General features: G+C 52.0%; 13 protein-coding genes and 2 tRNA genes. 5 read left to right on the forward strand and 10 right to left on the reverse strand.

Annotated features, from left to right (window positions below; translation table 11 throughout):
- Nucleotides 1-97: 97 nt before the first annotated feature.
- Both DEV76_RS02200 and DEV76_RS02205 read right to left on the reverse strand, forming a co-directional pair.
- Nucleotides 98-172 (reverse strand) — tRNA-Pro (locus DEV76_RS02200).
- 40 nt (nucleotides 173-212) lie between these two features.
- Nucleotides 213-301: transfer RNA gene (locus tag DEV76_RS02205), tRNA-Ser, on the reverse strand.
- A gap of 91 nt (nucleotides 302-392) precedes the next feature.
- Here DEV76_RS02205 and DEV76_RS02210 point away from each other — a divergent pair.
- On the forward strand, nucleotides 393-1,037 hold the full coding sequence (locus tag DEV76_RS02210) for a LysE family translocator (RefSeq protein ID WP_109694648.1): 645 nt from the start codon (nucleotides 393-395) through the stop codon (nucleotides 1,035-1,037).
- On the opposite strand, the gene DEV76_RS02215 is transcribed toward DEV76_RS02210, so the two are convergent.
- Both DEV76_RS02215 and DEV76_RS02220 read right to left on the reverse strand, forming a co-directional pair.
- The gene (locus tag DEV76_RS02215; protein ID WP_109694650.1) at nucleotides 1,038-2,843 is read right to left on the reverse strand and encodes an alpha-L-fucosidase; all 1,806 of its coding nucleotides are present in this window, start codon (nucleotides 2,841-2,843) and stop codon (nucleotides 1,038-1,040) included.
- A 503-nt stretch (nucleotides 2,844-3,346) separates the two neighbouring features.
- Nucleotides 3,347-5,383: a M13 family metallopeptidase gene (locus DEV76_RS02220; protein ID WP_232826850.1), complete on the reverse strand. Its 2,037-nt coding sequence runs from the start codon at nucleotides 5,381-5,383 to the stop codon at nucleotides 3,347-3,349.
- 166 nt (nucleotides 5,384-5,549) lie between these two features.
- Between DEV76_RS02220 and DEV76_RS02225 the strand changes: the two genes are divergently transcribed.
- Complete coding sequence (locus DEV76_RS02225; RefSeq protein ID WP_157962674.1) at nucleotides 5,550-6,020, forward strand: hypothetical protein; 471 nt, start codon at nucleotides 5,550-5,552, stop codon at nucleotides 6,018-6,020.
- 10 nt (nucleotides 6,021-6,030) lie between these two features.
- Nucleotides 6,031-7,290: a replication-associated recombination protein A gene (locus tag DEV76_RS02230; RefSeq protein WP_109694657.1), complete on the forward strand. Its 1,260-nt coding sequence runs from the start codon at nucleotides 6,031-6,033 to the stop codon at nucleotides 7,288-7,290.
- Here the strand turns inward: DEV76_RS02230 and pbpC are convergent.
- The 3 genes from pbpC to DEV76_RS02245 are packed head-to-tail and all read right to left on the reverse strand — an operon-like array spanning nucleotide 7,284 to nucleotide 16,778.
- Nucleotides 7,284-9,674 (reverse strand): penicillin-binding protein 1C, encoded by a 2,391-nt coding sequence (pbpC, locus tag DEV76_RS02235; RefSeq protein ID WP_109694659.1) that lies wholly within the window; start codon nucleotides 9,672-9,674, stop codon nucleotides 7,284-7,286. The two genes, DEV76_RS02230 and pbpC, sit on opposite strands and share 7 nt — an antisense overlap.
- 57 nt (nucleotides 9,675-9,731) lie before the next feature.
- A complete protein-coding gene (locus DEV76_RS02240) occupies nucleotides 9,732-15,281 on the reverse strand; it encodes an alpha-2-macroglobulin family protein (protein WP_109694662.1) in 5,550 nt (1,849 codons plus the stop codon).
- A 39-nt stretch (nucleotides 15,282-15,320) separates the two neighbouring features.
- Nucleotides 15,321-16,778: an ATP-binding cassette domain-containing protein gene (locus DEV76_RS02245; protein WP_232826851.1), complete on the reverse strand. Its 1,458-nt coding sequence runs from the start codon at nucleotides 16,776-16,778 to the stop codon at nucleotides 15,321-15,323.
- A 99-nt stretch (nucleotides 16,779-16,877) separates the two neighbouring features.
- Between DEV76_RS02245 and DEV76_RS02250 the strand changes: the two genes are divergently transcribed.
- A complete protein-coding gene (locus tag DEV76_RS02250; protein WP_232826852.1) occupies nucleotides 16,878-17,354 on the forward strand; it encodes a GNAT family N-acetyltransferase in 477 nt (158 codons plus the stop codon).
- A gap of 25 nt (nucleotides 17,355-17,379) precedes the next feature.
- Entirely contained in the window at nucleotides 17,380-18,540 is a 1,161-nt protein-coding gene (locus DEV76_RS26070) for an SMI1/KNR4 family protein (RefSeq protein WP_198651914.1), read from the forward strand.
- A 127-nt stretch (nucleotides 18,541-18,667) separates the two neighbouring features.
- On the opposite strand, the gene DEV76_RS02265 is transcribed toward DEV76_RS26070, so the two are convergent.
- From DEV76_RS02265 to uvrA, 3 genes are read right to left on the reverse strand one after another with little or no spacing between them, the layout of a single operon-like run.
- The gene (locus DEV76_RS02265) at nucleotides 18,668-19,378 is read right to left on the reverse strand and encodes a DUF6048 family protein (RefSeq protein ID WP_109694668.1); all 711 of its coding nucleotides are present in this window, start codon (nucleotides 19,376-19,378) and stop codon (nucleotides 18,668-18,670) included.
- Complete coding sequence (locus DEV76_RS02270) at nucleotides 19,350-19,820, reverse strand: DUF6452 family protein (RefSeq protein WP_157962675.1); 471 nt, start codon at nucleotides 19,818-19,820, stop codon at nucleotides 19,350-19,352. The genes DEV76_RS02265 and DEV76_RS02270 overlap by 29 nt, the downstream gene beginning before the upstream one ends.
- A gap of 25 nt (nucleotides 19,821-19,845) precedes the next feature.
- Nucleotides 19,846-22,725, reverse strand: coding sequence for an excinuclease ABC subunit UvrA (gene uvrA / locus DEV76_RS02275; RefSeq protein WP_109694672.1), 2,880 nt, complete (start codon nucleotides 22,723-22,725; stop codon nucleotides 19,846-19,848).
- Between the last annotated feature and the right edge of the window lie 123 nt (nucleotides 22,726-22,848).

Consider the following 22,848-nt stretch of genomic DNA (forward strand, 5'->3'; position numbering starts at 1 on the left):
TCATGTAATCGGGGGAGGATGTAGTATAAAAGAAAAAACCCGCCGGAAGGCAGGTTTTAATTTCTTTTTGAACTTGGGAAATTCAAATTCTATCTAGTCGGGATGGCAAGATTCGAACTTGCGACCTCCTGCTCCCAAAGCAGGCGCGATAACCGGGCTACGCTACATCCCGAGCCTTCAAACACTCTCCAAGTTAAACCTGGTTGAGTTTGCGGTGAGGGAGGGATTCGAACCCTCGGTACAGTTTGACCCGTACGCCGGTTTAGCAAACCGGTCCTTTCGGCCTCTCAGGCACCTCACCGTTCCCTTGCGGGGTTGCAAAAATAGGAATTATTTAGAATTTTCCAAACAGAGTTCTAATTAAGCTTAAATTTATTCTAAACCTTTCTATTATGCCCGACGTAACAACCCTCCTCGCGTTCATTACCGCCGCACTGATTTTGCTCATCATTCCCGGCCCTGCCGTACTGTACGTAATCACCCGCAGCACAGAGCAGGGCACCAAAGCCGGGCTCGTTTCTGTTTGCGGCATCCAGGCCGGTACGCTTGTTCATGCAGCCGCAGCATCCCTCGGGGTATCTGCCCTGCTGATGGCATCCGCCATGGCATTCTCCATCCTCAAATATCTTGGCGCCGCCTATCTCATATACCTTGGTGTAAAAAAAATCGCGGATGCCCGTAAGCAAACCGGTCAGCAGGAAGCCCCACCTCCCCAGCCACTCTCCACTATTTTCTGGCAGGGCATGGTCGTAAATGTGCTTAATCCTAAATGCGCACTTTTCTTTTTCGCTTTCCTTCCCCAATTCATCCGTCCCGAAAACGGGAATGTAGCCCTCCAGGTATTGTTCTTCGGCCTGCTCTTCACCTTCCTGGCTTTCCTCACCGATGGCAGTTATGCCCTCGCGGCAGGCCGCCTTGGAAAATATATGAAGCAAAACACCTGGTACCGCCGCCTGGAGGCATACATCTCCGGGATTATTTATATTTCGCTCGGACTGCTCACTTTCGTGTTCCAGCCACAGACTTCTAAAAAATAATTACTGCAAAGGCTCCACCATTACCTGCCGCAGGCGGAATAACTCCTTACCCGCTGCATCGGGCCTTATGCGGAGTGCCCATTCTCCGGGTGCTTTAACGCTCACTACTGCAATTGTCTGGTCGATAAACAGCAGGGGTTTGTGGGAATCGTATTTGCCCGTCAGCAGCACCTGGAAGCGAAAATCCTGCTGTGCCCCGCCCTGAGGTTTCATTTCAAGGATACCTTCACGCTTTTTATGCGAGGTGTCTGCAGCGTACTGCAGTGTAATCTTGTAATCGCCCGGCTCGGTGAAGCGGAGGCGGTAGCTGATACTATCTCCCGGCTCACGCATATTTGTTGCGCAGGTGGCATGCTTCCAGTCTCCGAAGTAATAGCTGTGTGTCATCCGTTTCACGTCGGTGGCTCCATACGCCCTGGCTCTTTCTGAGGGCAACGCCAGGCTTTCGTATTGGGTTCCGGCAACAAAGGGTATATCATGCCTTTCTTCCAGCGTTCCACTGTAATCCAGCGCTATCACGGTATTGCGCGCATCAGGTAATGTGGCCGGCAGTGTTACCCATACGTCTGTTCCCGATTGCTGTAGTTTTAACGGTGCGCCTCCGTCCAGTAAACGGGCTTTGGTGGCCTTACCTGTGAAAGCGGGCAGCAGCAGCCTGCCGTTATGCGGGCGGGTAAATACATGCAGATAAAGTTTACCGGGTTTCGCTGTCATCACTCCCCATGGCTGCGGTGCAATGGGTGAATAACCCGTGCCGTATATGGCTTCCTCATTCTTTTGGAGCCACCTGCCTGTTTCACGGAAATATTGTTCCGAAGGACCGGGAATACGCCCCATGCCATCCGGCCCGATGTTCATCATGAGGTTTCCGCCTTTCGATGCTACCTCTGCAAGTAAACGGATGATCTCTTTGGGCGATTTGAAATTCTGGTCGAAGCTGGAATACCCCCAGCTGTCGTTATGCGTAAAAATAGCCTCCCAGGCGCCTTTAACCACACCGGTTGGCACTTCCCCATCCCCGAAATCTTTAAAGTCGCCCAGTCCGTTACCTACGCGGCTGCTCACGAGGCAACCCGGTTGCAGGCGGTGTACTTTAGCCATAAATTCTGCGGATTCTTCTTTGCTCATATTACCGGGCGTATCGAACCAGATGATCCCGAGATCGCCGTAGTTACTGAGGAGTTCGGTGATCTGCGGCAGGGATTTGTTGCGGTAGTAGGAGCTATAATCTTTTTTGTCTTTGTTGAAATCCCAGCCATTGCCGCCGCCGTTAGGCTCGTGCCAGTCCTGGAACTGGGAGTAATAGAATCCCAGTTTGATACCGGCCTTTTTACAGGCGGCCGCCAGTTCTTTCAGCGGGTCGCGCTTAAAGGGAGTTGCATCCACGATATCGAAATCCGATACTTTGGAATCGAACATGGCGAAGCCGTCGTGGTGCTTGGAGGTGATTACGATGTATTTGATGCCGGAGGCTTTGGCGATATTCACCCATTCTTCCGCATTAAAGGCTGATGGGTTAAAACCCTGCGAAAGACGGGCATATTCATCAGCAGGTGTTTTATCGCGGTGCATGATCCATTCGGTGATGCCGTAGTATCGCTTCCCGCGAATCTCTCCGCCGAAGTGGGCGTACGGGCCCCAGTGGAGAAACATTCCGAATTTGGCTTCGGTGAACCATTTTGTTTTTTCGCTTTTACCTGCATCGCCCTGCTGCCCCCATAACTCGCCGGGTTGCTGTGCGATAGCAGCCACAGGCCCCATTGCCATGGCGGCCAGCAATACCGCTTTCCTGATATCCATTTTCATAACCGAGGAATTTACTGCAAGTATAACAAAGCCCCTGCCCTGCAATAACAGTTAATTGCCGGTTACTGATAGTATTTACGCGGATAAAAACGTTTCCGGCACGGGCGGGAAACAAACTCTCGAAAGCTTAAAACGAAGGGAAAAGGTTACGGGCGGGTGATGAGACCGTTGGCGCCGGCACAGGTAGTACGGAACCTGCACCGGCCTCCAGGGGGGAATTGGGGTTACAACGGTGGACAGGCCGATGGTCTTGGGATCGATGGATAGACCAATAAAAATCCAGTCTCAAAGGTCATGAATTAAAGAAAGTCAGGAAAGCGTATTAATACCGAAAATCCCAAACGTAGAAGTACGCAACGTGGGTAGCCTCTGGAAGCTCCGGGCTTATAATTATCGATATTTTAACATGCTTATGGATGCATATACATAACGAAAGATAAAATACCATAAAAAAAGGCTACCCCGTTAGAGGCAGCCCTTTTCGATTGCTTTAGATGTATTTTTTACCAGATCACCACTCTCTGCGCCTGGGGCAGCACCATGGCATCCCCTTCGCCACAATGCCATGCATCGTGGAACTCTTTCAGGTGCGGCATGGGTCCGTTTATTCGGAACCGGGCCGGGCTATGCGGATCTGTCTGTATCTGGTTGCGGAGTGCGGCATCCGTGATATTAGCATGCCATACCTGCGCCCAGCCCAGGAAGAAGCGCTGTTGCCAGGTGAACCCGTCTATAGCAGCAGGCTCCTGCTTCCCTGCAAAAGATTTCTTCAGGGCGTAATAGGCCAGTGTAAGTCCTCCCAGATCAGCGATGTTTTCCCCGATCGTGAGTGCCCCGTTGATCTTAAATCCGGGGATGGGTTCCAGGCTGCCGAAGTAATCGATGTAACGCTTAGCGAGATCATCGAAGTTCTTACGGTCGGCTTCCGTCCACCAGTTCTGCAGATTACCTTCTGCATCGAACTGGGAACCCTGATCGTCGAAACCATGTGTGAATTCATGACCAATTACTGCGATGATACCGCCGTAGTTGATGGCATCGTCTGCATCCGGATTAAAGAAAGGCGGCTGCAGGATACCTGCCGGGAACACGATCTCATTGTTCAGCGGATTGTAATATGCATTCACCGTTTGTGGTGTCATGAGCCATTCTGAGCGGTCTACCGGTTTTCCGATCTTACCTATTTTCTCCGCAGTGCGGAATCTGGTGGTGCTGATTACATTCTCCAGCAGTTTATCGCGCTGGATGTCGATGGTTGAATAGTCTTTCCAGTTATCGGGGTAGCCGATTTTATAGGTGAAGGCTTTCAGTTTCTTATGCGCCATCTGTTTGGTTTCCGGGCTCATCCATGCCAGCTGGTCGATACGTTCGCCATATACGGCACGTACGTTCTCGATCATGTCAGACACTTTCTGTTTGCTGGACTCGGGGAAATACTTCTTCGCAAAGAGTTTACCCAGCGGCATGCCCAGCACTCCATCTGCAGAACGGATGGCACGGTCGATACGGGGGCGCTGTGCTTTCCTGCCGGTCATTACCGTGGCAAAGAAGCGGAAGTTTTCATCATCGAACTTCTTAGGCAGGAAGCCTGCGAAAGTAGTCAGCAGCTGGAACTTCGACCATGTTTTGAGCGTGGCAAGCGGGGTAGCTTTCAGCAGCTTTGCACCGTTGGTGATGTACCCCTTATCCTGCAATACGAGTGTATCTGTATGGATATCCTGTACTTTGGTAAAACCGTTCCAGTCGAACTCCGGGGCGAGGGTATTCAGCTCCGAATAGCCGATTTTGTTGTAGGTTTTAACCGGGTCGCGGAGCTGCACGTTTGTGAGCTGCAGTTTGGCAAGGGCGGTTTCGAAAGCAAGGATCGTTTCGCCGGGGTTCTTTTCCGGGAAACCGGCGAGGGCGAACATCTTGTTTACGTGGGCTACAAATTCCTTCCGTACGTTCTGTGTGCTGGAATCGGTACGCTCGTAGTAGGAGCGCTCGCCAAGACTGAGGCCGTCCTGCCCGCCATATACTGCGTTGATCTTACTGTCTTTCAGGTCACCTTCCACGGCAAAGCCCGTCCAGGTACTAACGCCAATGTTCTGGAGTTCTCCGGTAACTTTAGCCCAGTCGCCGAGATTTTTAGTGCTGTTGATCTTATCGATCCATGTTTTGAGGGGGGAGATACCGCGTTTTTCGATGGTAACGGTATCGAGGAAGGAGGCATAGTAGTCGGAGATCTGCTGTTCTTCCGTTCCTTTAGCGAGTCCGGATTTCCCGGCAATCTCGTGGATGATGGATTTGAGGCGAACTTCCTTGTTAGCCTTATCGAGTTCGTTAAAGGCACCCCAGCGGCTGTCTGTCCCGGGGATGGGGTTGTTCTTTTTCCAGCCCTGGTTGGCGAAGCCGTCGAAATCGTGGCAGGGCTTAATGTTCTTATCGAGAGATGAATTATCGAATGCCGGCACTTTCTGGGCGGCTGCAGGCCCTGCCGCGGCGAGGGACAGCAGTATACCGGCCGTAAAGCGCCTGGCGGTGCTGTGGATAGATTGCATATGCATCAAGGTTTAGATGATTAAATTTATCGAAGATTTGTCAATCCGGGCGCGGCGTTTGTGTTAAATGGTAAATTCGTAGGTTTGCAGAGACTAAATAAAGAGCAAAGGGATGAATTTTCTGTTTGGACTGTTTCGATTCTTGACATGGGGCAATATTATTGTATTGGGCCTGTTTTCGGTGATTATGCTGATGGCCGCCATAGTGCTGCCTTTCGCCCCGATTTTGGTAATGCTGATAATGTTCGGTACGGTGATCATGCATAACGTTTTATGCCTCCGGCTGCAAAAGAGCCTCCTCCGCCCGGCGCAACCGCTGCAACCCGGCTTCCCTACCCAGATCATCCTGATGAGTGTACTGGCCTTTATTTATGGGGTTTACATCCTGTTTACTGCTATTAAAATGCAGATGGTGCCTGAAGAAGAGTGGATACGGAATTTCTCTGAGCAGAAAATACCGGGTGCTACCGGAGCTTCCAACGAGCAACTGATAGGTGCCATGAAAATCTGGATGGTACTGCTTGGCATTCATGGCGCGGCAATTGCTGTGAACTGCGTGCTGTCGAGCTTCTATCTCAACCATTGGAAAAAGGAGCATGCAACGGCAGAGAACAACGATCAATTTTTCGACATATAAGCACTGAATCATGCGCGCACCATTGGCAGAAAGGCTCCGTCCGGAAACGCTGGACGATCTTGTGGGCCAGGAACACCTGACAGGCCAGGGTAGTATTCTGCGGAAAGCCATCACCGCAGGCAAAGTACCTTCCATGATCCTCTGGGGGCCTCCCGGCGTAGGTAAAACCACCATCGCCAATATCATCGCGCATACCCTCCAGGTTCCGTTTTATACCCTCAGTGCCATCTCCTCCGGTGTGAAAGACATCCGGGAGGTGATAGACCTCGCCAAAAGCCGCCACGCCGTACTTTTCATTGACGAGATCCACCGCTTCAATAAATCCCAACAGGATGCCCTGCTGGGCGCAGTGGAGAAAGGCATCATCACCCTCATCGGCGCTACTACCGAAAACCCCTCGTTCGAAGTGAACGCGGCGTTGCTCTCCCGCAGCCAGGTGTATGTACTGAAACCACTCGGCCCTGTAGAACTGCTCAACCTGCTCCATATTGCCATGCAGAAAGATGCCTGGCTGGCAGAAAAGTCTATCGAACTCAAAGAAACCGAAGCCCTCTTCAATATAGCCGGTGGCGATGCCCGCAAACTCCTGAACCTCTTTGAACTGGTGGTAGATACCCTGCAGGACGAATCACCCATCGTTGTTACCAACGAGAAAGTAATGGAGATTGCCCAGCAGCGTGTTGCCATTTATGATAAAACCGGCGAACAGCATTACGATATTATTTCCGCTTTCATCAAATCCATCCGCGGCAGCGATCCCAATGGCGCAGTATACTGGCTGGCAAGGATGCTGGCAGGGGGAGAAGATGTTAAGTTCATTGCACGGCGGCTGCTTATTTCCGCGTCGGAAGATATCGGCAATGCCAACCCCAATGCATTATTACTGGCTAACAGTTGTTTTCAGGCAGTGAATGTGATCGGTAATCCGGAATCCCGCATTATCCTTTCGCAATGTGCCACCTACCTCGCTTCATCTCCCAAGAGCAATGCCTCGTATATGGCTATCGGTACTGCGCAAAGCGTGGTGGCGCAAACCGGTGATCTTCCTGTTCCCCTGCACATCCGCAACGCACCTACCAAGCTCATGAAGCAACAGGGCTATGGACAGGGCTACCGTTATTCGCACGATTATGCCAACAACTTCTCCGAACAGGAATACCTGCCCGAAGCTATTGCCGGCACCCGCTTCTATGATCCCGGGAAGAATGCACGGGAAGATGAGTTGCGCCGCTATCTGAAAGCGTTGTGGAAAGAAAAATACAATTACTGAGCCTTCGACTTATCGAGGATCTCAAACTCCAGCCTTATCTGCTCCCCTTCTTCGTCTACCACCGTCAGCACATGCTTGCCGGGCTTTGGCCGCATAGACAGCTGATGGAAGTCTCTTGTTTCTCCTGCAAATTCCGCATCAAGGTGCCAGAAGATTCTTGCACCGGCAGCGCGATGTGTGGCCTTAAATACCGTTTCCCCTAACGTACCGTCTATTTCCACAGGCACGTATATTTTCGCATTGGGACGCGGATAAATCAGTTCCATAGCGCGGCCCAAATCCTGCGTTGCGCAACCGGGGAGATATGGCGGCAGGGGATCGTAGGCATGCGTGGCGCGGTAGAAGTACTCCATGGCTGGAGGCAACACGAACCATGGCTTATGCAGCATCCTGTCGGGCTGCTCACAGTCTGCCGTAACCCGGTACTTGCCGGAAGGGTCGAGGTGAATGAGCTGATGGTAGGGACATACTGCTGAGCGTAATCCTGCAAGGGGCACCGCCAGTGAATCGCGGTCGGTACAATACTCCCCTGCCCTGTAACCGCTCTGGCGGCATACGGTAATCGTTTTAAGATGACCGGCAGGAACGGGGAAGGGAGGTGTATTCGGTAATAACCTGAAAATATCGAACATCAATGGCGCTGCAGCGGAAACACCGGTAAGTCCCGGTCGCCCTTCACCATCGGCATTCCCTACCCATACTGCCACTACATATTGTGGGGTAACACCCACAGCCCATCCATCCCGGAAGCCGAAGCTGGTGCCTGTTTTCCAGGCAATCCTTTTCGATGAGGCAAATGCCTCCCAGAGCATCTCCTCTCCGGGGCGCATCACTTCTTCCATGGCATTGAAAGTATACCAGATAGCGCCTGCATCCAGTAACCCGAATCGTGTGAGGCTATGGCGGCCGGGGGGAGTTGCATCTGCTCGGTATAACGGCGGATGATAATCGTCTGCATCGTATTTACCATCGTATTGCTCCTGGTGCAGCAGCGTGCGTGCCATGCTGGCATACACACCGCCCAGTTCCCATAAAGTAGTTTCCCCGCCACCAAGGATCATTGACAAGCCGTAATACGTTGCAGGCTTGCGCATGGTGCTGATACCGAGCTGGCGTATGAGGTTCAGGAAGCGCTCGCTGCGGTACTGCTGTAAAGTTTTAACTGCGGGGATATTGAGTGAACGGGCCAGTGCACGGGAAGCAGGCACCCCACCGTCGTACGACTGATCATAGTTCTGTGGTGTGTATCCGGAGATATGCGTGGGCACATCCGGCAGGAGCGTATGCGGCAGCATCAGTCCGTCATTCAGCATGCCGGCGTAGAGTAATGGTTTGAGTGTGCTGCCCGGGCTGCGGGGTGCCTGTATAATGTCTACATACGCTTCCAGCTCCGGATCTTCAGGCCGGTATACGTTGCCTACATAAGCCAGTGCATGCCCTGTTTCCACATCCAGCACAAGAGCCGCGGCATTATTGATTCCATTGGCTTTGAGCTGCATGTGGTGGCGGTACACGATATCGTTGACGCTTTGCTGCAGGCTGCCATCCAGTGTTGTTTTCAGGCGGGTACTGCCAGTTTCTCCGCGGAGCCTGTACTCCTGCCGGAAGCGGCTCAGCAAATGCGGCGCAAGTTCGGGAAGTGCATGTGGCTTATCAGGTAATGGCTCCATGCAGGAAAGGGCACAGGTACTGCTGTCGATGGTTCCGTTTAGCCAAAGCTTGTTCAGCAGTGCATTCCGCTTATCCAGTAACCTTTGCCGGTTCCTGCCGGGGTGTATCAGCGCAGGACTGTTAGGCAATACGGCAAGGGTAGCGGTTTCCGCCCAGGATAACTGATCCGGCTTACGCCCGTAATACCTCCACGATGCTGCTTCGAGCCCCACTACGTTCCCTCCGAATGGTGCATTACCTGCATACAAACCGAGGATGGATTTTTTAGAGTACCGGAACTCCATGCGTGTGGCCATCACCATTTCCACCATCTTCTGCCACAGCGTGCGGGGCTTGTTGCGGTGCAGGCGGATCACCTGCATGGTAATGGTACTGGCCCCGCTTACTACCTTCCCGCCTCCAATATTCTGTTTTACCGCACGGAACAAAGCACCGGGGTCAACGCCCCAGTGGTAGTAAAACCTTTTGTCCTCGTATGCCACAATGCATTTGGCGAATTTATCCGGTACAGATTTATCTGCGGGGAAGCGCCACTGCCCGTCTTTCGCGATGGTGGCATTCATCAGATCGCCCTTTTCATCTTCTATCACAAAAGATGTAGGCGCAGTAAACAGCTGGCGCGGCAGCAGGAAATAATATCCTGTCAGCAACACTGCTGCTATGGTGAGCCTCCATCGTCTCCGGTATGCCCAGGCTTTAATTCGCGTCCACATAAGGAAAGAAAAGCCGGCGCAGTATCCGCGCCGGCTCCGTTTATTTTTACTAAAATATTATTTCACTACTTCTATCCATTTGCCCGGCGTAAATGCGTGTATGGTATTATCATACATCGCTTCCACACTGGTGGCGGGGAGATAGTACCTGCCGAGGTATGCCGCATTCAGCAGCACCTGGTAGGTATGGGTTTTACTTTCTTCGAGATTGAAATAAGTATACACCCTGTCGTCACGGATATCGCGGTAAGTGTAGGGCGACATGCGCAGGGTACTGTCGTTACCCATCAGGCGGGTATTGATGATCTCCCATCCGGAAGGGAATACCTGCGACAATGCCAGTTGCTCGTAATAGCCGCGCTTTCCGGGGTTGTGGACGGTAACTGTGGCCACAAAGTCTGTACCCTGTTTCAGCTGCTCAATGCCGACAGGTTTACCGGTGCGGGTGTTGTACTGCACGGTCATCGTCATAACATCGGGCTGATTTTCTGCATACGGATTTTGTCCTGCTTCCGGCTGGCCGCGCAGGATCAGGCGGGCGTACAATACATTCTGTCCCTTGTTCTGCACCGTTACACTGTTGCTGCCTTTAAACGCAACCGGTATCTGTGACAGGTAAGATTCAGAACTGATGTTGCCGGCAGCACCGCTGAGGTTGTAGCTGAATGCCATTTTGCTGCCCTTATTGGTACCGCAGTATTTAGACACTGCGATGAGTGCATATGCCGTGGTTTGCGTGCTGTACCATTGCTCCTGTCCCAGATCGAAAGCTACTTCCTTCAGCAGTCCCGCAGCGGTATTGCGCTGCCCCAGGATGGTGAGGGTTTCGAGGATCATGGCTTTGTCGCGGAGGGTAGAGCCGAAGGTACCGCCCAGCTGGTTATACGGCTGCACCGTAGTGCTGAGGCCACGTACCAGTGCGCTGGCAGCTTCCGCCTGTCCTGCCAGTTTATAAGCCGCGGCAAGTCTCCATTTAGCGGCTACAGACAGGTACTGGAATTCTTTCAGTCTGTTCATGGCTCCCAGCTCAGGCGTTTTAGCTAGGGCCAGCAGGTAGAGGCGGTATGCCTGCACCAGATCACCACCGTAGAAATTAGTGGTACTTGGCGCCCAGCTCAATGCTTTATTTTTCTGGAACTTACGCCATCCTTCCAGGAATCCGGGAGGCAGGGTATAACCACGAGCCTGTGCTTCAATCATGAAGTGACCGGCATAGTTGGTACCCCATTCATCGGCATCTGTATTTCCGGGCCAGTACGACAATCCGCCGTCTGTAAGCTGGAATCCTTTTAACCGGTTAATACCTGATTTAATATTCTGATCCACTTCGGCTTTCTGCTTGTCGCTAAGGTCCATGATGGTATTAAGCGCCAGTTGCGGGAACACGCCGGAGGTGGTTTGTTCCACACAGCCGTGGGGATATTGTATGAGGAATTTCAGGCGTTTCTCGAGGTTCAGTGCGGGAATGGTAGATACTTCCAGTACACCGGTATTGGTGCCTGCCATGCCTACCGGAGCAAACGGAGCGCTCCATGTGCCACCTGGCTCCATGGTTTTCTCGATTACATTGGTAGTATACGGATTGGGATTCCGAACATCCAGCTCTACATTTTCTTCCGCACGTTCTTTACCGCTGGTGGCTACTACTTTGAACTTACCGATGCCTACGAGGTTACGGATCTTCACATCGAAATACACCAGTTGCTCACCTGGTTTCGGGAAGCTCACTGTTTTAGTAGCTTCACCCACCACTTCAAAATACGGATTGGAAGTAAGGGTCACATTGGCCTGTCTTACATGCGGCTCCAATCCGAATACGGTTACCGGCAGTTGAATGGTTTCTCCGGGGCCTAATACGCGTGGCGCGGTAGCCAGCAGCATCAGGGGCTTCTTCACGGAAGCAGTTTTTTCTGCGTTACCATATGCACCAGCCTGGCCTGCCACTACCATGGCTTTTACCGATCCGATATAAGGCGGCAGCTGGAAGGTATGTGTTTGCTTCTCTCCTTTTTTCAGATAGAAAGGCCCCATGAATTTCACCACCGGTTTAAAGCGGTTGGCTTTAGCCTGGCTGGCGCCGCGGTTCAGTCCTTCGTCTCCACCAATACTCAGTATCCTTTCCAGATCGCCACCCCATGCGCCTATCACGAAATCGAAGAGATCCCATGTTTTCACGCCCAGTGCTTCTCTTGCATAGAACACACTGTGTGCATCCGGGGTACGGAAGCGGGTGAGGTCCAGTAGCCCTTCATCTACGATGGCTACGGTATATGTCATGGGCTTACCACCGGCTTCTGAAACAGAGATGGAAGCGTTAGACTCAGGACGTAATGTTTCCGGCAATGCGATCACCGGTTTCAGAATAGTATTCGGATCTTCCACCAGCACGGGAATAGTACCGTACATACGGATAGGCAGATCGTTCACCGTTTGGGCGTGCGGCTGCAGCAGACTTACGTTCACATAAATATTGGGCGACATATTCGGCTCTGCCTTGAAGCGGTACACCGTTTGTCCTTTCTCGGTAGTCACCCAGTCGGTTTTCAGCACCTTGCTGCCGGATTCGATACTGATCAACCCGCGGCCGCCTTCGCTGCTGGGGATGGTGAGCACGATATCTTCTCCTACATTATATTTTGTTTTGCTGGCGGTGAACACGAGCATGGAAGCTTCTGTCGGGTTTTCCTTCATGAGCCTTTCTTCGTAGTTCGGCCAGTCGATATACACAGATTGACCGGTGATGTGCCCGCTTTCCAGATCTTTCACGCGGATGAGGTAGCGGCCCCATGATGGTTCATGCACCAGCAGGTTCCAGCTGCCTTTACCGCCATGCAGGGTTACCTGGTCGGTAGATATCAGTTGATTATAACTATCGTTGGTAAAGTTGCTGATATCATCATCACTTTCATCCCACCACCAGCGCCAGCGGATTTTATACAGCTGCACTTCCACATTGCTGCTGCCGCCTTTGAGCTTCCCACCAGCGTCTACATTTACAATGCTTACGGAATGTGTTTTACCGGTAACCAGCATACCGGTGAGGCGGTTGCCTTCCGGAGCGCTCACCCCTACATAAGAATCAAATACGTGGTAAGGCATGGAGAAATGGTCGATACTGAAATCTCCTCCAGGCTCAAACACCTTCACTTCAAAGTTCGCTTTCAGCACACCGGGTGCACGTTCACCAACGGGAATGCTGGCAGATACAGGCGCGGCACCGTCTTCACTGAGACTGCCATCGAAGATGGTTTTATTTTCTGTGCTGAAAGATTCTGTCGGATCATCGAAGTGATAGCTGTCGAACTTAGGGAAAGTAGTATGCGATGAGGTGAGTGATACATCCACTTTCGCTTTCAGGCTTTGCGCCGGGGCACCGAAGAGCCATGCGGCTGTGAGGGTACCTTTTGGCTGATGGTCTTTCACGAGCGACTGCTGACTGCCGAAGTCGAGCTTTACTTTCAGCCGGTTAGGCTTCACTGTTTCGATGCGTACATTCCTTCTGAATTCAGCACCGCCTACTTTTACTTTTGCGAGCCAGCTGCCGGTAGGGGCATCGGCATCCGTCACGGTATTGAAATTATAGAACCCGTTCAGGGAAACGTGCTGATTGATGCGTTTGTAGAGTTGTCCTTTCGGATTAAACAGCTCCATGGTTACGGGGTGATTGGCGGGCAGTTTGCCTTCTTTATCCTCCAGCAGGAAGGTCAGGAACAAAGAATCCCCGGGGCGCCACACACCTCTTTCTCCATACAGGAATCCTTTCATGCCGTGCTGCACTTCTTCCCCTTTCACATCGAAGCGGCTGAGAGGGAGAGAAGAACCATCGTCCAGCTTGAGGTAACCGCGCTCATTATCGCGCTTGGCTACGAGGAGGAAAGGTTTGCGTTTAAGATCAAACTTCGCGAAGCCGTCGCCATCGCTCTTAGTGGTGAAGATGACTTGGTTCTGATAGTCGAGCAGGCTCAGATCTACACCAGAAATCGGTTTGGCATCGCGGATATCTGTAACGGCTACCACCATGCTGTTATCGTTCCCGCGTTTGGCGATGAGGCCGATGTTGGATGAAATAATATTTCGGGTAGCCCAGCGGTTGTGGTTGTAGTAACTGTTGGTGCAGGGCGATTCCCTTTCATCCCAGTTATATCCATAAGGGTAATAATCTTCATAGCGGCGCCAGAAAGCATCGTCTTCATCAATCTCTTCTCCGTAGTATTCACGGGTGCTTTCATCTTCACTGCTGCCTTCTCCTTCTTTACAGGTATAAAGTGCATATGCTTTCCTGAACCCGATGCGTACACGGTAAATGGCGCCTGGTTCCGCTTTGATGATCTGTTCGAGATCTAAATTGAAGCGGTTACGGTGGCGGAGGTTGAGCGATTTGTCGGTATCGAGACGGATGGTTTTCTCTGCTACCGGGCTTGCCACGCGGCGCAGCTCGTTGTCGCCATTGAGGCTGTTGCGCTGCAGGTATTGGGGGATGTTGTTTTCATAAATCCGGATCACCACTACGTCTACCGCATTGAGGCCCACGGCTTCAAAAGGCATTACGAGCTTCCCGCTTTGCGGCATGATCACACCTTTGCCGGGGATGGTTACGGATGGTAAACGGTTTTCGAAATTAACGGCGCCGGTGAAAGATTTATCGAGCCGGTCTTCGAAAGTACTTTGAATGCCTTCATTCACTACTACGGTATAATTCCCTTCGAGCCTTCCGGGAGCGAATACTTTTACTTCACTGCCTTCGATGGTATACCGCAGATCGGTCTGGCCGCTGATGCTGATAAGCCCTTCCAGCGGCTGTGTTGGCAGGAGCGGACAGGAGAACTGCACCAGCACATGCTCTTCCGGTTCGTACCGGGGTTGTATATCCAGTACTTTAAAATCACCGATAGCGGGCACTTCCACTTCATGGCTGCTTTTAACATCGGAGCGGATGGGTGAGCCATCCCAAAGGATGTGGAGTTTGGCGGCTACTGATTTACGGATAATGTTTCCGATGGTGAAACGATAAGTGCGGTTGGCCACATCGTGCTGCCAGGAGATGCTGGTTTTAGGACCATCGTACTGAGCGGTAACCAGTTTCTCCACGGCCTGCACTTCTTCTGCATCAGAAGTGCGTACAACACCGGTGTACTGCATCTTCTCCCGGCTGTTACCTGCGGTTTTAAGGCCAAGCAGCTCTACTTCGAAAGAAGGCTTTATGACTTCAAAATTGAATTCGAATACTTTAAGGTCGGAGGGTACCGACATTACTTTACCCAGTTTAAACTTCCCGGTATAGCGCTTACCCGGTTCCAGGTTTTTCTCAGGCCTGAACTCGAGCGTGGTAGCATCTACCCAGAAAGCCTTGCCGTCGATGGAAGGCGAAAAAGAGAATACATCTTCCGCAACAGGTTCGTTAACTGCGTGCGTAACATTCACATCTCCCGCCAGCTGAATGCGGATGGCGCTCTGTTTGGAGATAATACCCGTTGTATATGCACCGATATAACGGGCAAAGGCGGGGTTCACTTCTTTCGCCTTGGTGCTGCATCCGATCTGGAATATGACTGCTGCGAATAAAGTTAACAGACTGGCCAGGGGCAGTAGCCGGTTGTTTGGGTACATAGCGTAGGTTTTTAATTGGACGAAATAAAGGTATCGGTTTTATATCATTTTCCCATTCCGGAGCCGTAAATAGCGGTTAACCGGTGCAGGTAGTTCTTCTTCGTAATGGGTAACGTATATCATGGTTACTTCCATATGGCGGCATAACATTTCTATTACGCTTTTGAAGTGGTTGCGCTGATGATCGTCGAGACCCTGGGTAGGTTCGTCGAAAATCAGGAGGGGCGGATTCTTGACAAGTGCGCGGGCCAGCAGCGTTAACCGCTGGATGCCTGCCGGAACATTTTTAAACAGCTCTCCTGCATAGGCACCACATTCCAGTAACTGCAGCCATCCGGCCGCCGTATCCAATTGCTCCGGCGTTGCGGGCTTCATATAACCGATGGTGTCGTAGAATCCGGAAGCGGCTACCTGTACGCAGGTAGCGTTCGACTGGAAATACTGATGCAGCTCCGGAGAAACGAAGCCGATCTTCCGTTTGATGTCCCAGATGCTTTCGCCGCTGCCTCTTTTACGTCCGAACAGGTGGATGCGGTTGGCATACGACTGGGGGTTATCGGCGGTGATGAGGCTGAGCAGGGTGCTTTTGCCGGAACCGTTAGGGCCCAGCAGCGCCCATTTCTCGTTGGGAAGTACCGTCCAGTTAATGCCGTCGAGGATGGTGTTCTCTCCATATTTAACCCGGATCTGTTCCATTTGAACGATGGATTCAAAGGAATAAGCGGGTGCATTTTGGGTAAGGCGGCCTACCAGTTCGGCATCCATCGTATTAGTGGCAGCTTCGGGAGCCTCGGGGCGGTATTGCGCCAGGTACCCTTCACGGGTCCACTTTCCGGCAATACGTCCTTCTTCCAGTTCCAGTACGTGGGTAATGGCGGCGGGGATTTCCTGCGGGGTGGTAACGAGGATCACGGTGGTGCCGGAAGCGGCCACGTGGTCTACGATACCGTGGAAAGTCTGCCTTGCCTGCACATCCAGCCCTATAAAAGGGTTATCGAGCAGCAAAAGCGACGGCTTGCGCAGGAGCGCTTTGGCAATCATTACCCGCCGGGTTTCACCATTAGAGAGCTTTATCAGCTCTTTATGATGGAGAGCACCAATGCTGAGGGGATCCAGCAGGGGATCGTTAGCCCTGTTCTCCAGGTATTCGTCTACCGTTGGCGCGTCCGACGAGTCCATGGAGTTAAAACGCTGCTGATAATAGAAATCAGCCATATTAGACTTGTTCCTGAAATCGTTATGATGGCCTACGAGGGCTACCAGGCGGCGGTAATTGAAGTAAGGATCGCTGATCTGATGCGTTTCGCGGTAGCGCTCGTAAAAATAATGTCGGATACTCCCGCCGATCACATTATTTTTGCCGATAATTGTGTGAAGGAGGCTGGATTTGCCAGCCCCGCTCCTGCCAACTATGGCCCAGTGCTCACCGGTGTTTACCTGCCAGGTGAATTCCCGCAAAAGGGTATGCTGCTGGTTGCGGACCGTAATATGGTCCATTAAAAGGAATGGGTGAGGATGGCTGCTCATGTTTAATTTAACGGCTGTATGATTTCCGGGGGCAATTTCGGTATCCTCTCCCTGAAATCAAACCCCAAAATGAGAATTTTATATAAAAGAGGTATAAAAATGGACATCCGGTGGGAAATTAAGTCGTTCGGGGACCTGAGCAATGAGGAATTGTACCAAATCCTGCGGCTCCGCAGCGAAGTTTTCGTAGTAGAACAGAATTGTGCCTATCTTGATCTGGATAATTATGACCAGCAGGCACTGCATGTAATGGGCATAACTGAAGCCGGACTGGCAGCCTATACCCGTTTATTTCAGCCGGGGATTAAGTTTGACATGGCTTCCATAGGTCGTGTAGTAACCTCCCCATCGGCACGGCGCCATGGTTTTGGCCGGGAATTAATGAACGTTTCAATCGCTGTTCTGCACGATAAATGGGGAAAAATGCCTATTAAGATAGGAGCACAGCAATATTTACAGAAATTTTATGAATCTTTGGGGTTCGTACAGAGCAGTGCAATGTACATGGAGGACAACATTCCCCATATCGAAATGATTAGAGCATAATATATTATATAAAGTAATACATCAAATGACGCCACTTGAACAGCTGCGTACAATGCTGGACGAGCAGTATAGTACCCAACAAAAGGAAAATTACTCGGTAGAATTATTCCCGGGTCTTTCCGAAGAAGAAATAGACGATATCGGCACGCAACTTCGCTCCAATTATATCCCGGACGAGATCAGAGAGCTCCTGGCCTTTTCCAGTGGTTTCCTGTTTTACGGCCTGGACGCTATCACTTTTGATGCGGTGAACGAATTCGAAATACCGAACCTCCTGCCCCGCTCTATCCGTATCGCCGGCGACGGCTATGGCAACAGCTGGGTGCTGGACGTAGACGCTGAAGGCGACTGGGGCAGCGTATTTTACGTGAGCCATTCTCCCGCAGTAATCGTAAAACAGGCGGATTCCCTTACCGGTTTCCTGGAGCAACTCCACGAATATGGTAAAGATCCCCGCAAATCCAACATCGGACTGGTACACGAAATCGTTGTGAACGACATCTGGAACCGTGAAGACGGCCTGATCACACGCGACGAAGCCAGCTATTCCGAAGATACCGAACTGGCAGAGTTCGCACGCCGCCTCCCGCATTATTATATGCTGGGCGACCTGCGTACCGCTGAAGTAGGAGCAGGCTTTGCCTGGGGTAAATTCAGCCCTGACTCCCGTGGTATCATCCGCTTCAAAGAAGGTTACCTCTGGGGGCTGGAAAAGAAAGCACCCCGGCCCGGTGGCTTTGGCGGTGGCGGCGGACGCTTTGGCGGTGGCGGCGGTGGCCGTTTCGGCGGAGGCGGCGGCAACCGTGGCGGCGGAGGCTATGGCGGTGGTAACCGCGGTGGCGGAGGCTACGGCGGTGGTGGAAACCGTGGTGGCGGTGGCGGCTACGGCGGCAACCGTGGCGGCGGTGGTGGATACGACCGCGGTGGCAGCGGTGGTGGTTATGGCGGCGGCGGAAACCGTGGCTATGGCGACCGTGGCGGCGGAGGCGGTTATGATCGCGGAAGCGGCGGCGGCGGTGGATACGACCGTGGTGGCAGCGGTGGCGGTTATGGCGAACGCGGTGGTTACGACAGAGGTGGTGACCGCGGCGGATACGACAGAGGCGCCGGTGGAAGCGACCGTGGCGGATACGACCGCGACAGGGGCGCCGAAGGCGGTGGCGAAGAACGCGACTTCAACAGATAATCTGCTCATTACAGCATATGAAAATCCCTCCGGCCAACCGGAGGGATTTCTTTTTCCATCAATTCCCGCACATAAAAAATCCCGGCCTGCTTTCGCCAACCGGGATCACTGATTTATCTGGTACCCTTTACAGGTTCATCTTCTGCTTTACTTTATACATTGGTATCAGGTAAGAAACCGTGTACTGCATATCAAACACGTTTCCCTTATTGCCTTTGCCGTAACCGGGAATCACCATGGGCGGATAATCGCCTTTAGACAATTTCCTCGTCAGCAACAGCCTGTCGTGCAGGCTCCAGCCCAGGTAAAAATGCTTCAGCACTTCCACCTTCACGCCAACCGATAATTCTATCCAGTGAGCGGTTTTGCTGCTGGAAGGCACAGCGCCGTGATAATCTCCCCAGTAACTGCCAGGCACCTGGTAGGCAGGTAATTCGTAGTTAAAAAGGGCAAACCCATACTTCATACCGCCAAACAGCATAAAGTTCTCCTTGGGCACCTGCCTTTTCAGGAGGTTATAATTTACACCCAGTGCAATAGCCAGGCCGTTGCCTTTATAAGTATAGCTGGTGTCGGAATGTGAGGTCCGGTTCCAGGAGATGTCTGATGCGAAAAAGATACGGTCTTTATACCGGGCGTCCAGCGTAATGGTTGCATCCGTACGGTATGGTTGAAAAAAATGCATGGCAATACGCGTAAGGTCGGTACCTATGCGCAGGCCTGCCGGTACTTCTACCACCAGTGGCTTTACGGAATCCTTCTTTTTGTCCTGCGCACCGGCACCAATAGTCAGGAGCAGGAAGCAGGCGCTAAAAATGGAGGATAATGTGCGTTTCATTAATCGTTGTTATGTTTTTGACAGAAAGCTGCACAGATTTTATGATATGATTGGTAGACCATGCGGAGTCGATATTGAAATACATCACCACACCACAACCGGCCGACACGAAATGGGGCTGGCGCTTGTATGCGAAGGTAAGCGTATCGGCCACCCGCGCACTATCGGTCTGGAAATAAAACCGGCTGGTATCATTCCCCAGATCCAGCGGGAGCTGCAACCCGGTGATGCCTACCCGCTTTTTGATGAGGCTGTCCTTATTCAGGGCAAAAACCGTCACCTTGGGCAAAGCGGTATCTTTCTCAATGTTGTTGTTATTGGGATTGGGATACCGGAAGCGCAGGTTCGCGAAGGTACGCGTGTCCTGATCGCATATCTTGGTATCATCGTCGCACGAGGCAAATGCCGTGATGCAACAAAGTAACAGGATCAGATATTTCATATAGCGGGCTGTTGGCATGGATGGCCTATTGCTTGAGTTCTTTCTTCAAAAATAATGCAGTATGGCTTTCCTTGCATTTGCTGACTTCTTCGGGCGTTCCTACAGCCAGGATGCGGCCACCGCCTTCCCCGCCTTCAGGGCCAAGGTCAATCACATAATCTGCCACCTTCACCACATCCAGGTTATGCTCGATCACCAGTACGGAGTTACCACGGTCTACCAGTTTATTCAACACATTGAGCAGCAGCTGAATGTCCTGAAAATGAAGACCTGTTGTAGGCTCATCGAGGATGTAAATGGTTTTACCCGTGTCTTTCTTCGACAGTTCGGTAGCCACTTTCACCCGTTGCGCCTCGCCGCCGGAGAGCGTTACCGCCGATTGCCCGATGGTAATATATCCCAGCCCCACGTCCTGCAAAGTTTTGATCTTGCGGTGAAGATACGGCACAGCCTGAAAGAATTCCACGGCTTCTTCCACCGTCATATCCAGCACGTCACTTATCGATTTGCCTTTATAACGGATCTCCAGTGTTTCGCGGTTATACCGCCGGCCGTTACATTTTTCGCAATGTACATATACATCCGGCAGGAAGTTCATTTCAATCACGCGAACACCTGCGCCTTCACAAACATCGCAGCGCCCGCCTTTCACGTTGAAAGAGAAGCGCCCTGCATTGTACCCGCGGATCTTGGCTTCCGGAACCGCCGCAAAAAGCTGCCTGATCTCGGTAAAGAAACCACAATAGGTAGCGGGGTTACTGCGCGGTGTGCGCCCGATGGGCGACTGGTCTATCTCTATCACTTTGTCCAGCTCCTCCAGTCCCTTCACGCTTTTGTAAGGCATGGGGGTAAGCTTGGAGTTGTAGGCGTGGCGGGAAAGAATAGGATATAGTGTTTCGTTGATTAAGGTAGACTTACCGCTGCCCGATACACCGGTTACACAGATAAACGTACCGAGGGGCAGCTTCACGCTGACGTTCTTCAGGTTATTACCAGTGGCACCTTTCAGTTCCAGGAACTTCCCGTTGCCTTTACGGCGTTCTGCAGGAACAGGAATTTCGTGTATGCCGTTCAGATAACCTGCCGTGGCAGTTTTAAGTTTGAGCATTTCGGCAGGCGTGCCCTGGGCAACCACCTGTCCGCCATGTACACCTGCACCCGGACCAATATCGATCAGGTGATCGGCATGCAGCATAATGTCTTTATCGTGCTCCACCACCAGCACTGAGTTCCCCATTTCACGGAGGTTACGGAGTGCGTCGATGAGGCGCATGTTATCGCGCTGGTGCAGCCCGATGCTGGGCTCATCAAGGATATAAGTGATGCCCATGAGCTGGGAGCCTATCTGTGTAGCGAGGCGTATGCGCTGGCTTTCTCCACCGGAGAGGGTTCGTGTGGCACGGCTGAGCGTTAGGTAAGTAAGGCCCACATCCAGCAGAAAGCCCAGGCGCTCACGGATTTCCTTGAGCACATCTTTAGCGATCACATTCTGCTTTTTGTCTAACCGCTTTTCGATATCGCCAAACCAAACAGCCAGGCCGGCGAGGTTCATTTCGCCCAGTTCGGCGATATTCATCCCGTCTACCTTAAACATGAGGCTTTCCTTCTTCAGGCGGGTGCCGTTACATTCGGGGCAGGCAGAAAGCTGCATAAAGCCTTCGGCCCAGTTGCGCACGTGATCGGAAGTGGTATCGTTGAAATAGCGGCGTACCATGTTCACCACACCTTCGTATTCGGTAGCGTAGGCTTCTGAACCGCCGTTTTCTTCAAAGCCCATATCCACTTCCAGCATTCCGTTTTCATCACCGAAAAGGAGCACGTTAAGGGCTTTCTCGGGGATCTTTTCGATGGGAGCAGAAAGGGAGAATTTATATTTCTTGGCAAGCTGTTGGATCTGTTTGAACGTAAAAGTGTCGCGCGCTTCACCGAGCGGTACAAGGCCACCTTCGTTGATGGACTTGCTGCGGTCGGGCAGCACATCATCCATATTGATCTGGTAAATAGTGCCGAGGCCTTTGCAGCGTGGGCAGGCGCCGTAAGGCGAGTTGAAGGAGAAGCTGTTGGGTGAAGGCTCTTCGTAAGAAATACCAGTGTCTTCACACATGAGCTGCCGGCTGTACTGGTTTACCTTGCCACTGTCGTGATCCATTACGAACATAAGACCCTTTCCGAGCTGGAGCGCTTTCTGAACGCTCTGGCTGATGCGCACGCGGGCATCTTCCTGCACCTGGATGCGGTCGATCACCAGTTCGATGTCGTGGATCTTGTAACGGTCTACCTGCATCCTCTCTTTCAGATCCAGCACCTCACCATCCACCCGCACTTTCAGGAATCCCTGTTTGCGGACCTGCTCGAACAACTCGCGGTAATGCCCTTTACGGCCACGTACGAGCGGAGCGAGGATAACCAGTTTCTTCTTCGGGAACTGGGCAAAGATATGCGCCATGATCTCCTCTTCGGAGAAGCGGGTCATACGCTTACCAGTGTTATAGGAATATGCTTCGCTGGCGCGTGCATACAGCAGGCGGAGGAAGTCATAAATTTCAGTGATGGTACCAACGGTGGATCGGGGGTTCTTGTTGGTCGTTTTCTGCTCGATGGAGATCACCGGTGAAAGCCCGGTTATTTTGTCCACGTCTGGCCGCTCCATGTCGCCGATAAACTGGCGGGCATAGGCACCAAAACTTTCCATATAACGGCGCTGGCCTTCCGCATAAATAGTATCAAATGCCAGCGACGATTTGCCACTGCCACTGATCCCTGTTATAACGACCAGACTGTTCTTCGGAATGTGGATATCCAGGTTTTTCAGGTTATGTTCCCTGGCACCGTACACTTCGATCATTTCATCGCCCTGTACAATTGGAGCCGGTTGTTCCGTTGTTTTTTGCTTTTGCTTTGCCATATTAGATCCCGAACGCAAATTAGAAGGTATAAAACTACGGATTTGTGAAGGGATGGAAAAATAAAAAGCCGCCCGCCCGGAGCCCTCCTTTCCGCCACTGCTGCCAAAGGACTGACATTTACG

Origin of the sequence: Chitinophaga deserti, assembly GCF_003149455.1 — a bacterium.
Lineage (GTDB): Bacteria > Bacteroidota > Bacteroidia > Chitinophagales > Chitinophagaceae > Chitinophaga > Chitinophaga deserti.

What these genes read in the sequence shown, in the direction of transcription:
- uvrA (WP_109694672.1), bottom strand. Translation starts at nt 22,725, where the DNA reads ATGGCAAAGCAAAAGCAAAAAACAACGGAACAACCGGCTCCAATTGTA.
- DEV76_RS26070 (WP_198651914.1), top strand. Translation starts at nt 17,380, where the DNA reads ATGACGCCACTTGAACAGCTGCGTACAATGCTGGACGAGCAGTATAGT.
- DEV76_RS02210 (WP_109694648.1), top strand. Translation starts at nt 393, where the DNA reads ATGCCCGACGTAACAACCCTCCTCGCGTTCATTACCGCCGCACTGATT.
- DEV76_RS02240 (WP_109694662.1), bottom strand. Translation starts at nt 15,281, where the DNA reads ATGTACCCAAACAACCGGCTACTGCCCCTGGCCAGTCTGTTAACTTTA.
- DEV76_RS02245 (WP_232826851.1), bottom strand. Translation starts at nt 16,778, where the DNA reads ATGGACCATATTACGGTCCGCAACCAGCAGCATACCCTTTTGCGGGAA.
- DEV76_RS02250 (WP_232826852.1), top strand. Translation starts at nt 16,878, where the DNA reads ATGAGAATTTTATATAAAAGAGGTATAAAAATGGACATCCGGTGGGAA.
- DEV76_RS02270 (WP_157962675.1), bottom strand. Translation starts at nt 19,820, where the DNA reads ATGAAATATCTGATCCTGTTACTTTGTTGCATCACGGCATTTGCCTCG.
- DEV76_RS02215 (WP_109694650.1), bottom strand. Translation starts at nt 2,843, where the DNA reads ATGAAAATGGATATCAGGAAAGCGGTATTGCTGGCCGCCATGGCAATG.
- DEV76_RS02220 (WP_232826850.1), bottom strand. Translation starts at nt 5,383, where the DNA reads ATGCAATCTATCCACAGCACCGCCAGGCGCTTTACGGCCGGTATACTG.
- DEV76_RS02230 (WP_109694657.1), top strand. Translation starts at nt 6,031, where the DNA reads ATGCGCGCACCATTGGCAGAAAGGCTCCGTCCGGAAACGCTGGACGAT.
- DEV76_RS02265 (WP_109694668.1), bottom strand. Translation starts at nt 19,378, where the DNA reads ATGAAACGCACATTATCCTCCATTTTTAGCGCCTGCTTCCTGCTCCTG.
- pbpC (WP_109694659.1), bottom strand. Translation starts at nt 9,674, where the DNA reads ATGTGGACGCGAATTAAAGCCTGGGCATACCGGAGACGATGGAGGCTC.